Origin of the sequence: Psychrobacillus sp. L4, assembly GCF_042944905.1 — a bacterium.
Taxonomy (GTDB): Bacteria; Bacillota; Bacilli; order Bacillales_A; family Planococcaceae; genus Psychrobacillus.
On the sequence record NZ_CP168496.1, the window covers coordinates 1,564,851 to 1,580,435 of the forward strand.

The 15,585-nt window shown below is 35.3% G+C and carries 15 protein-coding genes and 1 riboswitch; of the genes, 14 read left to right on the forward strand and 1 reads right to left on the reverse strand.

What is annotated here, in order from left to right; genetic code table 11:
* The first annotated feature begins 23 nt into the window (after window positions 1–23).
* The 12 genes from ACEPXG_RS07330 to ACEPXG_RS07385 all read left to right on the forward strand — a co-directional run bounded on the left by ACEPXG_RS07330 (window position 24) and on the right by ACEPXG_RS07385 (window position 12,417).
* Window positions 24–803 (forward strand): segregation/condensation protein A, encoded by a 780-nt coding sequence (locus tag ACEPXG_RS07330; RefSeq protein ID WP_391208902.1) that lies wholly within the window; start codon window positions 24–26, stop codon window positions 801–803.
* Window positions 775–1,368: an SMC-Scp complex subunit ScpB gene (gene scpB / locus ACEPXG_RS07335; RefSeq protein WP_391208904.1), complete on the forward strand. Its 594-nt coding sequence runs from the start codon at window positions 775–777 to the stop codon at window positions 1,366–1,368. The genes ACEPXG_RS07330 and scpB overlap by 29 nt, the downstream gene beginning before the upstream one ends.
* Before the next feature lie 44 nt (window positions 1,369–1,412).
* Entirely contained in the window at window positions 1,413–2,378 is a 966-nt protein-coding gene (locus tag ACEPXG_RS07340; RefSeq protein WP_391208907.1) for a D-alanyl-D-alanine carboxypeptidase family protein, read from the forward strand.
* A gap of 102 nt (window positions 2,379–2,480) precedes the next feature.
* Window positions 2,481–3,215, forward strand: coding sequence for a pseudouridine synthase (locus tag ACEPXG_RS07345; protein WP_391208909.1), 735 nt, complete (start codon window positions 2,481–2,483; stop codon window positions 3,213–3,215).
* Window positions 3,216–3,314: 99 nt separating this feature from the next.
* On the forward strand, window positions 3,315–3,851 hold the full coding sequence (resA, locus tag ACEPXG_RS07350; protein ID WP_391208911.1) for a thiol-disulfide oxidoreductase ResA: 537 nt from the start codon (window positions 3,315–3,317) through the stop codon (window positions 3,849–3,851).
* Window positions 3,852–3,865: 14 nt separating this feature from the next.
* Window positions 3,866–5,515, forward strand: a complete 1,650-nt coding sequence (locus ACEPXG_RS07355) for a cytochrome c biogenesis protein ResB (RefSeq protein WP_391208913.1) — start codon at window positions 3,866–3,868, stop codon at window positions 5,513–5,515.
* A 5-nt stretch (window positions 5,516–5,520) separates the two neighbouring features.
* Window positions 5,521–6,705 (forward strand): c-type cytochrome biogenesis protein CcsB, encoded by a 1,185-nt coding sequence (gene ccsB, locus ACEPXG_RS07360; protein WP_391208915.1) that lies wholly within the window; start codon window positions 5,521–5,523, stop codon window positions 6,703–6,705.
* A 103-nt stretch (window positions 6,706–6,808) separates the two neighbouring features.
* Window positions 6,809–7,525, forward strand: coding sequence for a response regulator transcription factor (locus ACEPXG_RS07365; RefSeq protein WP_391208917.1), 717 nt, complete (start codon window positions 6,809–6,811; stop codon window positions 7,523–7,525).
* Window positions 7,518–9,293 (forward strand): ATP-binding protein, encoded by a 1,776-nt coding sequence (locus tag ACEPXG_RS07370; protein WP_391208920.1) that lies wholly within the window; start codon window positions 7,518–7,520, stop codon window positions 9,291–9,293. The genes ACEPXG_RS07365 and ACEPXG_RS07370 overlap by 8 nt, the downstream gene beginning before the upstream one ends.
* Before the next feature lie 114 nt (window positions 9,294–9,407).
* Window positions 9,408–9,944: an RNA polymerase sigma factor SigX gene (gene sigX / locus ACEPXG_RS07375; RefSeq protein ID WP_151699610.1), complete on the forward strand. Its 537-nt coding sequence runs from the start codon at window positions 9,408–9,410 to the stop codon at window positions 9,942–9,944.
* Window positions 9,937–11,205, forward strand: a complete 1,269-nt coding sequence (locus ACEPXG_RS07380) for a hypothetical protein (RefSeq protein WP_391208922.1) — start codon at window positions 9,937–9,939, stop codon at window positions 11,203–11,205. Before sigX ends, ACEPXG_RS07380 begins: the two co-directional genes overlap by 8 nt.
* Before the next feature lie 329 nt (window positions 11,206–11,534).
* A riboswitch (FMN riboswitch) is annotated at window positions 11,535–11,667 on the forward strand.
* A gap of 156 nt (window positions 11,668–11,823) precedes the next feature.
* Window positions 11,824–12,417, forward strand: a complete 594-nt coding sequence (locus ACEPXG_RS07385) for an ECF transporter S component (RefSeq protein ID WP_391121661.1) — start codon at window positions 11,824–11,826, stop codon at window positions 12,415–12,417.
* A gap of 368 nt (window positions 12,418–12,785) precedes the next feature.
* On the opposite strand, the gene ACEPXG_RS07390 is transcribed toward ACEPXG_RS07385, so the two are convergent.
* Entirely contained in the window at window positions 12,786–13,034 is a 249-nt protein-coding gene (locus ACEPXG_RS07390; protein WP_151699613.1) for a ferredoxin, read from the reverse strand.
* Between the two features lie 111 nt (window positions 13,035–13,145).
* Here ACEPXG_RS07390 and ACEPXG_RS07395 point away from each other — a divergent pair, with 111 nt between their 5' ends.
* Window positions 13,146–14,180 (forward strand): helix-turn-helix domain-containing protein, encoded by a 1,035-nt coding sequence (locus tag ACEPXG_RS07395; RefSeq protein ID WP_391208924.1) that lies wholly within the window; start codon window positions 13,146–13,148, stop codon window positions 14,178–14,180.
* Window positions 14,173–15,585 (forward strand): RecQ family ATP-dependent DNA helicase, encoded by a 1,413-nt coding sequence (locus tag ACEPXG_RS07400; protein WP_391208926.1) that lies wholly within the window; start codon window positions 14,173–14,175, stop codon window positions 15,583–15,585. Before ACEPXG_RS07395 ends, ACEPXG_RS07400 begins: the two co-directional genes overlap by 8 nt.

The following is a 15,585-nucleotide window of genomic DNA, read 5'->3' on the forward strand; positions in this document are numbered from 1 at the left end:
AAATCGATAATAGGTGGAGTTTTATGTCGTATGAAGTTAAGACAGAGGCGTTTGAAGGACCTCTTGATTTATTATTGCATTTAATAAATCGTTTGGAAATAGATATATATGATATTAAAATGGCGGAAATCACTTCACAATATATGGAGCATATACACGCTATGCGAGTGCTAGAGCTAAATGAAGCTAGTGAATACTTAGTAATGGCAGCAACTTTATTGTCCATTAAAAGTAAAATGCTTCTTCCGATTCATCAAGATGAGGAAATGGAAGGCGATTTTGATATTTCTTTTGATGATCCTAGGGATGAGTTAGTATTAAAGTTAATTGAATATAAAAAGTATAAAGAAGCTGCTGGAAGCTTACATGAAATGGAAGAATCTCGTAATCTATTTTACACAAGACCTCCTACAGACTTGAGTGGTTTTCAAGATAATCAGCCAGTTGCTTTGTTTGAACTAGATGTTAATGTGTATGATATGTTAGGTGCTTTTCAAAAAATGCTCCGTAGGAAGCAATTAAATGCGCCACTACAAACTAGAATTAGTAAACAAGAAGTTTCGATAAGAGATCAAATGAAAAGTGTGATCTCGACTTTAAAACAAAGTGGAGGTAAATTATCTTTTTATAATTTATTTCCGTCAAGAGATAATAGGACAATAGTTATCACATTTTTATCCTTACTGGAACTAATGAAGCGTCAAATTGTTCAAGTAGAACAAAAAAGTAATTTTGAAGAATTATTTGTTCTATTGCGAAAGGAAGATATGGAAAGTGAATTCGACGATAAACTTATTGAGTAAAATGGAGAGCTTGCTATTTGTTAGTGGCGATGATGGGTTAACAAAAAAGCAATTAGCATTTTTGACAGAAACAACAGAAGAACTAGTCACAGAAACGTTAGATAAAATGATGAGAGAATATGAGTCGAATGCAGAGCGAGGCATTGTCATCAAACAACTGGCAGGGACCTATCAATTTGTGACCAAATTAACCAATGTAAAAACGATCCAAAAGTTAGTAGAAAATCCCACCTCCCAGTCACTCTCTCAAGCGTCATTAGAAGTGTTGGCAATTATTGCGTATAAACAACCAATTACAAGGGTAGAGATAGAAGATATTCGAGGAGTGAAGTCAGAAAGACCAATCTATACGTTATCAACGAAAGGTCTTGTACAAGAGGTTGGTCGCGCAGAAGGAACGGGAAGAGCCATTTTGTATGGTACAACAACCGAGTTTCTTCAATATTTTGGACTCCAAGATATTAAAGCACTTCCGCCATTGCCAGAAGAAGTTTCGGTGGATGAAATGGAAGACGCGGATTTATTTATGACAAAGTTTCAAGAAGCATTTGTAAAAGAGGAATAACTTAAAGAGGAGTATATATTATAGTCAAAAAAACACTTATTTTTTTGTTGCTTTTCCTATTTTGGCAAACGAATGGTGTCGAGGCTTCATCGTCTTATGTTGTAATTGATGTCAATTCCGGAAGATTACTAGAAGGGAATAATGCTAATGCTGAACTTCCGATTGCTAGTTTAACGAAGGTTTGGACAGCTTTAACCGTGTTGGATTCTTGCGATTTGAATGAAGAAATAACGATCTCAGCACAAGCTGCCTCCCAAGAAGGGTCCTCCCTATACTTGCAAGCAGGGGATGTTTGGACTGTGAATTCTCTGCTTCACGGACTTCTTTTGCAATCTGGAAATGATGCTGCTTATGCACTTGCGGAACATACAGGTGGTTCGATCGAAGGATTTGTCCAAATGATGAACGAAAAAATTCAAATTGCAGGAATGGAGCATGCTCATTTCACGAACCCTTCTGGACTTCACAATGATGACCATTATGCATCTGCTTTTGATATGGCTACTATGCTTCGATTGGCGCTTCAAAACGAAGACTTTTATAAAATTGCATCTGCTAAAACTTTTAAGCCAAAAGAACGCAATGTCCAATGGAGAAATAAGCATAAGCTTCTGCATTATGAGGATGATGCTGTAGCGGGTAAAACAGGTTTCACTAAAAGAGCTGGTAGAACACTCGTAACGTTTTTCAAAGATGGAGCGAAAGAAGTTATTGTCGTAACTTTAAATAATTCAAACGATTGGAAAATGCATACTTCTTTAGCGGATAAAATTTTCGCTAACTATGAGGTTGTGAAAGTTGTAGAAAAAGGCAAATATAAATTGTTGAATAACGAGGTTATTGAGGTAAAGCAGGATCACTTTTTATTGGTGAATAAAGAAGAGAAAAAACAATTACAAAATGTATTACATATTCCTAGGAAAAAAGATATAAATACTCCTTATTTGTGGAACGTTTATATAAATAATGATCTTGCTTTGCGATTTAATGTAACGAAAATAAAAAGTTAAGTTTGGAAGACAGTTTTACAAAAAGACTGTCTTCTTTTAATTTAGATGAAAGTATGACATAATTCACTCATGTTAGTGGAAAGAATGGACGAGGTGAATGATTTGGAGAGATTACAAAAAGTACTTGCTCACGCAGGTGTAGCATCAAGAAGAAAGTCAGAAGAAATGATCTTGCAAGGAAAAGTAAAAGTGAATGGTAAAGTAGTGACGGAACTTGGTTTAAAAGTGACCGATGCGGATACAGTGGAAGTAGAAGGAGTTAAGTTAGAAAAAGAACAAAAGGTGTATTATTTACTTTATAAACCAAGAGGGGTTATATCTGCGGTAACGGATGATAAAGGTAGAAAGACGGTAACTGATTTGCTACCACATGTGACAGAACGTCTCTATCCTGTAGGTAGATTAGATTATGAAACATCCGGTGTGTTATTACTTACAAATGATGGCGATTTTTCATATGCATTGACGCATCCAAAATTTAAAGTCGATAAAACCTATGTTGCAAGAGTGAAAGGGATTCCGCTAAAAGAACAATTACGCCCATTAGAACGTGGAGTTGTTTTAGAAGATGGTAAAACGGCTCCTGCACGAGTGAAATTACTATCTTCCGAACGAAAAACAAATAAAGCAATCATAGAAATTACGATTCATGAAGGCAAAAATCGACAAGTTCGACGTATGTTTGACGCAATAGGGTTCCCGGTGCAAAAACTAAAAAGGGAACGATTTGGCTTTTTAACATTGCATAGTCTAAATGCTGGAGAGTGGAGAGAACTGTCAACACATGAAGTGAAGCAGTTACGAGTTCTTGCTGAAACAGGTAAAATAGGGAACTAAAACCAAGTATGTTCACAAAGCAGTCAAAAGTCTCAATTTTAACCGTTATTTATTTTGGTATAATAAATAACGGTTATGCTTTGAATTGGAGGAAAAGAAATGGCTCAATCGAAAAAGAAACGGTTATACATAAGATCCGTTATTTTGGTAGTGCTTACATTAGCAATTGTATTTACTGTATATTCAAACTTAAATAAAGAAAAAAATGCAGTACTTCAAGTAGGCGATAAAGCCCCGGATTTCATTTTGGTTGATATGCAAGGAAATGAGCATAGACTTTCAGATTATAAAGGTAAAGGGGTATTCTTGAACTTTTGGGGAACTTGGTGTAAACCATGTGCAACAGAAATGCCTGCTATGGACAATCAATACAACATTTATAAGGACCAAGGAGTTCAAACATTAGCGATCAATATTGGTGAATCAGATCTGAAAGTAAATAGTTTTGCAAAACGTTTTGGATTATCATTCCCTATTGCAATCGATCGAAATAAAAGTGTCATGGAATTATATAATATTGACCCGTTGCCTACTACTTTTTTAATCAATCCAGATGGTCGAATTGTAAAAATTATAAAAGGTCAAATGACTGAGAAAGATATTGCTAATTTTATGGGTCAGGTTAAACCTTCCTAAAGGAGTTCGTAAAAATGGACAAAATAGTTTGTGCATGTGGGAACGTAAATCCAGCTGGTACTGAATTATGTGAGAGCTGTGGTCGTCCTTTAAACAAAGATGTAAGCGAAAAAAAACTTGTAGATATGCGTTATGAAGGTTCTGCTAGACGTTCTCAAACATATAACAAAACAGTAATTGATAAAATATGGAATTTCTTCTCGAGCGTGAAGGTTGGTATGTGGATAATTACTTGCATTTTAGTTGCCGCTGCAATTGGTACGATACTTCCGCAAGTTTTTTATGTTCCCGCGACTAGAGAAGCCGATATTGCGGCATATTATGAAAGGGTATATGGCACTTTTGGGAAACTATACTATGACTTAGGGTTATCCGATTTATATAGCTCCTGGTGGTTCCAAACACTAGTCGGCATGCTTGGTATTTCATTAGTTATTGCAAGTCTGGATCGTGTAATTCCACTCTACAAATCATTAAAGAAACAAAAAACAAAACGACATATTAGTTTTTTAAGTCGTCAACGCATTTATGGAATTGGTGAAGTTGAGACACCTAAGGATTCATTAGACAAAGCGGAAGCTAAGTTAAAAACAATGCATTTTAAAGTGAAACGCGAAGGAAATGCCATTTTAGCGGAAAAGGGACGTTTTTCACGATGGGGTCCCTATATCAATCATCTTGGTCTGATTCTCTTTTTATTTGGCGTTATGTTACGAGCTATTCCGGGATTTTATGTCGATGAAACGATGTGGCTAAGAGAAGGAGAAACGCTTCACATACCTAAAGCAGATGGTTATTTCTTGGAAAGCAAACAGTTCACTTACGAGACATATTCAAAAGAAGAATCTTCAGAAGTATTTGGTGAAGCAATTGATCGAGTTGGCTCTATCGCTAAAAATTATCAAACAGATGTTACTTTATACAAAGGTTCAGAAGATGCGGTAGCAGGAAAATCAGAGGAGTTAGAATTTGTTAAAGATGCATCCATACAAGTAAATAAACCCCTAAAATTTAATAACTTTTCAGTGTTCCAAATGGATTTCCGTTTGGATGAGTTAAAATCCATGACTTTCCAATTACAAGATAAAGCATCGAAAGAATCCTTCGGAGAATTCACTATAGATCTAGCTAATCCTCAATCTGATTATGATTTTAAAAATGGTTATAAGGTAGAGATATTAGATTATTATGCTGATTTTACAGGATTCGAGGATGGAGTCCCACAGTCAAAATCTCCACTTCCAAATAATCCTGCATTTTTAGTGAAAATGTATAGTCCCGAATTTCCAAAAGGGGAAACAAGCTTTGTTATGATAAAAGAAACACTTGAGCCATTAGGTGAAACAAAACATAAAATTGCTTTCCAAAGTGTTGAAACAAGAGATGTCTCTGGTTTAACCATACGAAAAGATTTAACACTTCCTATTGTCGGGCTTGGAGGACTTATCTTCATGATTGGAGTAGCTCAAGGGTCGTACTGGAACCATCGTCGTATTTGGTTGCAACTGTTAGAAAATGGTCAAGTTGTAATTGCTGCCCATACGAACAAAAACTGGCTAAGCATTATGAAAGATTTAGATGCAGTGTCAGAAGTAGCGGTGCTTCCACCATATGAAGATCAACAAGATTTAGATTCTAAAGCAGAAAAAGAGGAAGGGGTATAAATTTTATGAATATGGTATCACTTAGTAGTAACTTATTGTTTATTGCGTTTATCGCTTATTTAATAGCAACCTTTTTATTTGGAGGTGCAGTAAAGGGTTCGAGCTCAGAAGCTTCTAAGTCTTTTGAGCGTTGGGGTAAATTAGCAATAAGTGTGACTATTCTTGGATTTATCGCTAATGTTAGTTACTTTATTACTAGATGGATTGCTGCTGGACATGCTCCGGTAAGTAATCTATTTGAGTTTACAACGGCCTTTGGTATGATGGTCGTTGGTGCATTTATCTTACTTTATTTTCTATACAGAACTCCTGCACTTGGTCTTTTTGCTTTACCTATCGCAATATTAATCATTGCATATGCGAGTATGTTCCCAAAAGATATTACTCCATTAATACCAGCACTAAAAAGTTATTGGTTAACAGTGCATGTAATTACTGCTGCACTTGGTGAATCTATTTTGGCGATTAGTGCTGTTGCTGGTTTTATTTGGTTATTAAAAAATATTGACCTAACTAAAAAATCTAAGCAACGTTTTTGGATAGAAGCAGTTATGTATGTCATTGTGTTAGTTCTAGGATTTGTTGTTGCAACTACTTCTTTTTCTTTAGCAGATTATAAAGCTGAGTATAATTACGTAGATAAAGAAGGAAATGTTGCTAAAATGGAATATGATATGCCGCCTATTTTCGGTATGAATAAATCAGAAGCAATCACTGAAAATGCAATGGCGCCATTAGTGGAAATGCCACCACTTGTAAATGCTAAAAAACTTACGATCGTTACTTGGTCTGTCCTTTTTGGAACAGTGCTGTATGTATTACTACGTTTAATTTTACGTAAACGAATTGCTACAGTCCTACAACCATTTGCGAAAAAAGCAAACTCTCAATTCATGGATGAAATAGGTTATCGTTCGGTGCTAATCGGATTCCCAGTGTTCACACTAGGTGCACTTATTTTTGCGATGATTTGGGCGCATGAAGCATGGTCTAGATTCTGGGGTTGGGATCCTAAAGAAGTTTGGGCGCTTATTACATGGCTTTTTTATGCAGTATTTTTACATCTTCGCCTTACTAAAGGTTGGCAAGGTGAGAAATCTGCTTGGTTAGCTTTAATTGGGTTTATTATTATTATGTTTAACTTAGTTGCAGTTAATCTAATTATTGCTGGTTTACATTCTTATGCTTAAATTTTTTGCTCTTATCTCTTCATAATGAGGTAGGAGCTTTTCTTTCAATTTAGGAACACAAATTGTACAATATAAATAGAAGTTGATAGAGAGGTATGATAATATGTCAGAAATGATTAAACTTTTAGTGGTGGATGACGAAGAACGTATTCGTCGCTTGTTGAAAATGTATTTAGAAAGAGAAGGATATGAAGTTGAAGAAGCGGAAAATGGAGAAATTGCTCTACAACTTGCATTAGAAAATGATTATAATTGCATATTATTAGATATTATGATGCCAGAAAAAGACGGAATCGAAGTAATAACAGCATTACGTGAACATAAACAAACTCCTGTCATTATGCTAACTGCTAAAGGAGAGGAAGCAGACAGAGTAGAAGGTTTTGAATTAGGGGTAGATGACTATATAGTAAAGCCTTTTAGCCCTAGAGAAGTAGTTTTGCGTACTAAAGCTATTCTTAGAAGATCAGCCGTGTTGTCGCCAATCCAAGGAACTTCCGCTTCAAAAGATATCGTTGTATTCCCTCATCTAACTATTGATCACGATGCCCACCGTGTGACAGCAGATGGGGTGGAAGTTAGTTTAACGCCGAAAGAATATGAGTTACTCTATTTCTTAGCAAAGGCACCAGATAAAGTATTTGATCGGGAACAATTACTAAAAGAAGTTTGGCATTATGATTTCTTCGGAGATTTACGTACAGTAGATACACATGTAAAACGTTTGCGTGAAAAGCTAAATAGGGTTTCTGAAAAGTCTGCGAAAATGATTGTAACTGTTTGGGGTGTAGGTTACAAATTTGAGATTGTCAATGAATAGAATTTGGAATAGTGTTGTCGGGAAGCTATGGGGAACCATATTGCTTCTCGTCTTATTTGTGTTGTTTATCGTAACCGTATTAATGCTTGAATTTCTGGAGAACTTCCATACGCAACAAGCAGAAGAAACATTAAGACAAGAAGCTGCAACCATTGGTAAAATAGTAGAGCAACACGATAAAGTAGAAGACTCGCTTCAAATCATACAAGATATACTGGGGGCAGAGACAAACGCATTAATTGTCAGAAATTCGGAATCTGTTTTTTTATCGATTCATGATGGGTTAAACAAGGATGTCATAAAGGATAAAATATTAAGTGATTCTGACCTCACAAAAGTATATATATCCAATAAAACAATCATAAAAAAAATGTTGATGCCCTCTATGACAAAAGAAGACCAAATGGAATCTTATATTATTTTAGCTTCTCCTTTTGAATCAGATAAGGAAGTACATGGGGCTGTCTTTATTTATCAGAGCTTAGAAGTAGTAAATAAAACATCTAATCATACGACGAGAATTGTTTTTTTATCTGGTTTTATCGCATTACTATTAACGACAATGTTTTCGTTCTTCTTAACTTCCAGAATTACTTCTCCATTACGTACGATGCGTGAAGCAGCATTAGAATTAGCTAAAGGAAACTTTGAAACGAAAGTACCACAGCTACAAAGAGACGAAATAGGTGAACTTGGATCTGCTTTCAACCGAATGGGAAAACAGTTAAAAAATCATGTCGAGGTAATTAACCAAGAAAAAGAGCAGTTGTCGAATATCTTAACAGCTATGACAGATGCGGTTATAACATTTAATAAGGATTTTCATGTTCTTGTTAGTAATCCTCAAGCCGATAAACTATTTCAAAAATGGAATATAAATAACGAAACAACGGATTATTCTCATCTACCAGCTGAGTTATTCCATTTACTCGATCATGTATTCAATTTAGAAGAAGAGTTAGAAGAAGAATTGGGTATTAAAGGTTCCTACTTCTCGGTATCCATTAGTTTACTCTATAGTAAAGACGCCATACGCGGAGCAGTGGTTGTGCTTAGAGATATGACCGAACAGCACCGTCTAGACAAAATGCGTTCAGACTTTATCGCCAATGTATCGCATGAACTTAGAACACCAATATCCATGCTCCAAGGATACAGCGAAGCGATCATTGATGATGTGGTCACGACAGAAGAAGATCGAAAAGAAATGATACGAATTATTTATGATGAGTCGAAACGAATGGGAAGATTAGTGACAGAGCTTTTAGACTTAGCTCGTTTAGAATCAGGGTATTTAAGTATTTTCAAAGAGGAAGTCTCCATAATACCAACGATTGAACGGATTACCCAAAAGTTTGATCAAATAGCAAAGGAAAATAATGTCCGATTAGTGCTTGAGCAAAATCTTAAAGATCCACTATTCTTAGAATTAGATGAAGACCGAATGGAACAAGTGCTTACAAACTTAATAGATAATGCGCTACGTCATACAGAAGAACAAGGCTCAGTAACGGTGAGATTAACCCGACTGAATCATCAATTGACTATCGAAGTAGAGGATACTGGTTATGGTATTCCAAGTGAAGATCTTCCTTACGTATTTGAACGTTTTTACAAAGCAGACAAAGCAAGAACAAGAGGGAAAAGTGGAACAGGTCTTGGTCTAGCTATCGCGAAGAATATTGTAGAACGTCATGCGGGCAACTTATCGGTAGAAAGTGAATTAGGAGTTGGGACAAAATTCATTGTCCAATTGCCGATTACGTAATTGATCGTTTCATGCATATTTTTTCCTGCGTCTATCTTTATGCTAGAGAAAATTTTGATGTAAGTGAAACAAAAATAAATTATGAACGACTAATTGTAAGAACGGGGGGAGTATATGAATGACTCCGTTTTCCACCGCTTGTATGATAGTTATCATCAAGACGTTTTTCAGTTTCTCATCTATTTAGTGAAAAATAGACAAACTGCGGAAGACTTGGTCCAAGAGGTATATGTACGTGTTCTAAGGGCATATAGCAGATTTGAAGGAAAGAGCTCTGAGAAAACATGGCTATTTTCCATTGCAAAAAATGTAGCGATTGATCATTTTAGGAAGCAATCAGTCAGAAAGAAAAGGCTGTTCGAATCTTTTGATTGGGAAACAATGCAGCTTGCATCAACTGATATGCTTCCAGAAGATTCAGTTCAATTAAACGATGAAATGAAAACTCTACTCATCGCATTGGATGATTGTACAGGTGATCAAAAAATGGTTATCATTATGCGTTATTTTCAAGAACTTTCTATTGCTGAAACAGCTCAAATATTAAACTGGACAGAAGGGAAAGTGAAAACAACGCAACATCGAGCAATAAAAGCACTTCGTGAACGATTATCTGCAGTAGAAAAGGAGGGTAATGTTCATCATGAGTGATTGGGAAAAAGATGAAGAAGCACTAGATGAGCTAATGAATAAAATGCCCAAATTTACAGATCATCGTTCCAAAGAAGATGTCTATAATCGGGTAAAAATGGAAATAGAAAATCAAAATAGCGAAAAAAACAAAAGGACAACTCGTATGTTCTTATCCAAATGGAAGCCTATTGCTGTTTCCATTGCCTCAATACTTATTCTTACGTTTCTAGTAACTAGCTTTTACAACGACAAAGAATCTTCTATGTCAAAAGATATTTCAAGCAGAAGTATGGAACAAAAAAGTAGTAAAAAAGAAGGTTTGCATTCCATGGATCCTACCGAAGAAGCATCCATCTCAAGTGATACAGCGGAAACTGAATCAACTAATTCAATGTTGACAATGTCGAGTTTAGATATATCATCTATAGAGTTAGTTCCGTTGAATAACACAACTTCTGTTTACGAAGATAATCTTCATGGTGGAACTATTTTTCACTTTTCGTTAATTGAAAATGCATTATCGGTTCCAGTGACTATTATTATTCCAAAAGAGCAAATGATTAGTGATTTTCCAAATATGACTCCAAATAGCCTTCAACTTTATGAACGCTATGCAAATATAATTGACGAAGAGGCATTAGGATTCAATAACTATCATCCTTACAATGGATATTTTAGTGCAGAAGGTAAACAATTAAAGCATTATTTACCTGCTGAACACGGGTATGATATAGCTCCTGGTACATCCGCTCCCTATTGGTCTTCAATCAATGAAATTTTCACAGATTTTGATTCATTGATGAGATTAAATGAGGATGGAACTCCAATCGAATGGGACCAAGCAGGGATATTGGATAAACCGAGTGTATTATCTGGTGCACATGCCCATCAAAGCTACTTCAAGTATGTGGCGTTTAATGGTAATTTTTATTTATCTCCAAACTTCACAAAAAGTTTTGATACACTGTCTGAAGCGTTTGTTGATATGAAAAATTCCAAAAATGATATATACACGTCGGTTATTCCGGATAAAGTGACCTATTCTTATCGAGCTGATCATGACACTGCAATTATTCAGTTTGACGAACCTTTAGATCTTTCTGTAATGGAATCAAGTGATGCAAATAGGATGATTGAAGCATTTTCATTAACAGCCGCTAGCTTTGGAACTCAAGTGAAGTTAGAAAATATCGTTCAAAAGCAGTGGAATGAATTTGATCTTACAAAACCCCTTCCTGTACCATTAGGACCAAATGGTTTTATAATGGAAGCAAAATAATTATAAGGAATGCCAACTATGAGTACTCTACATAGCTGGCATTCTTTTTTGTCTAGAATTTTTTATACATATAGACATCTTTCTACAAATGTTTCCCCGTCCAGAATCCGTAGCGTGCACTGAAAAAGTCCATAAAACCAACTTTGCTAGATAGGGCTTTCCAATTTTCATCGGTGTTGAATAAGCCTCCTCGCGTATCTAGCGGGGTTTTCTGGTAGCGCTATTCCTGCTAGGTATGTAATACGAAGCAGTTATATTGCATAACCATACTATTTTTGTTAATATGGAATTAATTCAAGATAAATATCTTGAAGGTTAATAAAATATTGATTCATCTTCGGGGCAGGGTGCAATTCCCGATCGGCGGTATTAGAAGATTTTTTCTTGAGCCCGCGAGCCGTTAAGGCAGGATTTGGTTAAATTCCAAAGCCGACAGTATAGTCTGGATGGGAGAAGGTGAAGGTACAGTCGTTTTTCGTATACTCTAATACGGATACGCTTATTTAAGTGTGCCTTGGTTCTCCCTTAAGCTTTATTTGCTTAAGGGGTTTTTTGAGTATGGAATACGTTCTGAACTTTTCTTCTTGTGGAGTGAATCGCAAAAGGAGAGAGAACATTATGTCAAAGAGCAAGACACGAATGCTTATTGCAATCGCTATGTTAAGTAGTATTTCGTTTGTATTAATGCTACTTGCATTTCCGTTACCTGTATTACCCGCTTATTTAAAGGTGGACTTTAGTGATATTCCTGCACTAATTGCCGCAATTACGATGGGGCCGATTGCTGGTATTCTCGTAGCATTTTTGAAAAACGTGCTAGATTGGTTGTTTTCAGGTAGTCCAACCGGTGTTCCAGTAGGACATATGGCGAATTTTGTAACCAGTATTTTATTTTTAACACCGGTTTACCTAATTTATCGTAAAGTTTCATCTTCAAAAGGAATTATGTATGGTTTAGCCTCTGGGACGATTTCCATGGCAATAGGGATGAGTGCATTAAATTATTTTGTATTTTTACCTATGTATTCCTATTTTCTGAATTTTCCAATGGAGTCAGGTACTGCGTTATTTAATACGATTATTTTCGGTATTTTACCGTTTAATTTGATCAAAGGTATTTTAGTAACGATTGTTATGATTGTCCTATTCAAACGATTAAAGCCTATACTCGATAAAGTAACCCATTCATTCAGAATTCCTGATATAAATTAATAAAAGGTCGCTTCTCTATTTCAGAGAAGCGGCCCTTTTTGAAAGTATATAAGTTTTATGCCATGAACAGCTTAATTTCCGCTGCAGGCGGATAATTTCCAGGGCGCAAGCATCAAGCCTCATTATCCAAACCAAATGCATCATGTCTTTACAAATTCCAAGTGGCGACAGAAAGACATCCTCCACAAGAATACCGAAAAAAATGGATCGTGAAGTGTCGCAGTCACTTCTCAATCCACAAAAATTCCCGCGGTAATAGTGTAGCCAAAATTCTTTTTGCGACGAGTAACCGCAGGAGCAAATGTTTCGTCCAAAGCACTCTAGAAATAGAGAAGACAAGGTGCACTTAAAGGGTGCTTGTGCTTTTCTTATTCAAACTTTAAAGCGTCGCCTTCAAATGATTCATCTGCTACTTTAATAGAGTCAGTTGGGCAACCTTCAAATGCATCTTCCATATCTTCTAGTAATTCGTCTGGAACTTCAGCAGTACCCATGTTATCATCTAAAATAACGAAAGCTATTCCTTCATCATCATAATCATAGATATCTGGTGCAGCTGCGCCGCAAGCGCCACAAGCGATACATGTATCTTTGTCAACTATTGTATATTTTGCCATTACTTTATTCTCTCCTTTATATCTACTTACATGAATATACTATCTTATTCATTCTAAAGGTGTTTACACGACATTTCAACAAAAATACATTTAAAATGTGAGGGATTTCAATTGTATTTTCATCAACTATTATTATTAATCATACATAAATTCCATGGCGAGAGATCTTCTACAGCCCCATTCTATTTGTTGAAAGGGAAAAAATCTGGTCAAACTATACAAGATGTAACTTATTTTAACTTACATCCTTTTTTTTCGCTTTATCCTAAACTCTCAAAAGAAGAATACGATGTTGAAGTTTCTAAACTATTATCCAATGAATATATCGAAATTAAAGAGTCATCCATTTCATTAACAGAGAAAGGCGTTCTTCAGATGAATTCAATGCACAAACCTTTATATAATGGCTGGTTATATAGAGGAAATGAACTTATTTTCTGGGGAAGAGTAGAGTTAGTAGTGCAAACATTGTCTAACTTTCAAGCAGATGAAAAACGGTTTGTTCCAAATCAAAAAAATCAGGCCATTCAACAATTTGTGAAATTGTATTTATTAGCGAGAAACTTCCAAGATTCAATATTTGTAATTGAGTTTAAAAAACAATTAGAGCAATTACTTTATAGTCCGATCTTTGAAGACATACACAGGGAGCTGTTTGTTTATCGATTAAGTGGAATGGATAAAAGTGGTATGACATGGGAGCAACTTGCTCGTTATTATAATAAAAGTATTTTAGATGTGAAGTTTATATTTATTGAATGTTTACATATTGCATTAACTGCTATAACAAAAGAAAAATATTCCCATTTATATGCCCTTACTTATGATATTGAAGTAATGACACCTTTAACAGATTCAGCAATGAAAACGTATCGTATATGGGAAAAAGGATATACCATCAATGAAATTGCAGAAATGCGATTTTTAAAAATAAATACGATAGAAGATCATATAATCGAAATAGTTTCAATAAAACATGATTTTCCAATAACCTCTTTTATTAATGAAGAACAAGTACAAAAGGTGTTACAAACATCTAAGGAATTACAGACGAAGAAATTAAAAAGGATTCGAGAGAAATTTCCAGAATTAAGTTTTTTTCAAATAAGACTTGCACTTACAAAAGGGGAAGTGTTGAATGGATAAGTTGACAGAAATACTTAAACAAAAATTCGGTCATACTTCTTTTCGAGATGGACAAAAAGAAATCATCCAACAAGTGATTGAAGGGAAAGATGTCATAGCTATTTTACCAACTGGGATGGGAAAATCATTATTATTTCAATTGCCAGCTTATCTCATGAAAGGTGCAGTTGTAATTGTTTCGCCATTATTGTCACTTATGCAAGATCAGGTGGAACAACTAAAAATGATGGGAGAAAAACGAGTTGTTGCGATAAATTCATTTTTATCTTTCGAACAAAAAGAAATGGTATTTCAAAACTTATCCGCCTATAAATATATTTTCACTTCTCCAGAAATGCTTCAAAACGACCGATTTAACAGGGCGCTTTCCTCTATTCAAATAGCATATGTAGTAGCTGACGAAGCCCATTGTATTTCGCAATGGGGATTCGATTTCCGACCAGATTACTTAAGGATTTCCACGTGGCTTCAAACTTTTCCTAAAACGAGTGTCCTTGCTTTAACGGCAACTGCAACTAAAAAAGTTGTAAAAGAGATCAAACGTACACTACATATGAAAGAACCATATGAATATGTCCATTCGTTAGATCGGCCCACTATCGCATACGAAGTGAAACAATTGGCTGATCAAAAAGAAAAAGTAGCGTGGATTTTAGGTCGAATAACGACAACTAATGGACCGGGTATTTTATATACTCAATCACGTAAGAAAACGGAGTCCTATGCAGATGAGCTACTAAAAAAAGGAATTCGTGCTGCTTTTTACCATGCGAAAATGGAGCAAGATGATCGAGTGTTGATCCAACAACAGTTTCAACAAGGGAAATTGGATTGGATTTGTGCGACTAATGCATTTGGGATGGGTATACACAAAGACAATATTCGACAAATAATACACGATCATATACCCACATCCATCTCTAGTTATATGCAAGAAATAGGAAGAGCTGCAAGGGATGGTAAACAGTCCGTAGCTTCACTTGTCTATACTAATTCAGATGTTGAACAAGCTTTTTACGTTGCAATGCAGGATTTTCCTGAAGAAGCTGATATTAAACTTGTTTACCAAACCGATGACGTTCAAATTCAATTATCGGAAACAACAACTCGTATATTAAATTATTGGAAGGAAATTTTATCAGAACAAGAAACAACAGATTTATTTTATGAAATCAAACAAAAGAAAAGGATGGAAATACAGAAATTGTTTACATTATTTCAAAATGAACGGTGTATTAGAGAGCAATTATTAAACAATTTTGACGAACAATTAAACGAGCGGCCAATTAATTGTTGTACTGTTTGTTCTTATGACATTCATCATGTGCTTACAGAAAGAACCGAACAAAAGGAAGAGGAAAAACAACTAAATTGGAAAAATAGACTAAATGAATTGCTTTACTAG

Coding starts and splice junctions, on each gene's coding strand:
- resA (WP_391208911.1), top strand. CDS start 3,315: ATGGCTCAATCGAAAAAGAAACGGTTATACATAAGATCCGTTATTTTG.
- ACEPXG_RS07385 (WP_391121661.1), top strand. CDS start 11,824: ATGTCAAAGAGCAAGACACGAATGCTTATTGCAATCGCTATGTTAAGT.
- ACEPXG_RS07380 (WP_391208922.1), top strand. CDS start 9,937: ATGAGTGATTGGGAAAAAGATGAAGAAGCACTAGATGAGCTAATGAAT.
- ACEPXG_RS07390 (WP_151699613.1), bottom strand. CDS start 13,034: ATGGCAAAATATACAATAGTTGACAAAGATACATGTATCGCTTGTGGC.
- ccsB (WP_391208915.1), top strand. CDS start 5,521: ATGAATATGGTATCACTTAGTAGTAACTTATTGTTTATTGCGTTTATC.
- ACEPXG_RS07365 (WP_391208917.1), top strand. CDS start 6,809: ATGTCAGAAATGATTAAACTTTTAGTGGTGGATGACGAAGAACGTATT.
- ACEPXG_RS07370 (WP_391208920.1), top strand. CDS start 7,518: ATGAATAGAATTTGGAATAGTGTTGTCGGGAAGCTATGGGGAACCATA.
- ACEPXG_RS07330 (WP_391208902.1), top strand. CDS start 24: ATGTCGTATGAAGTTAAGACAGAGGCGTTTGAAGGACCTCTTGATTTA.
- ACEPXG_RS07400 (WP_391208926.1), top strand. CDS start 14,173: ATGGATAAGTTGACAGAAATACTTAAACAAAAATTCGGTCATACTTCT.
- sigX (WP_151699610.1), top strand. CDS start 9,408: ATGAATGACTCCGTTTTCCACCGCTTGTATGATAGTTATCATCAAGAC.
- ACEPXG_RS07355 (WP_391208913.1), top strand. CDS start 3,866: ATGGACAAAATAGTTTGTGCATGTGGGAACGTAAATCCAGCTGGTACT.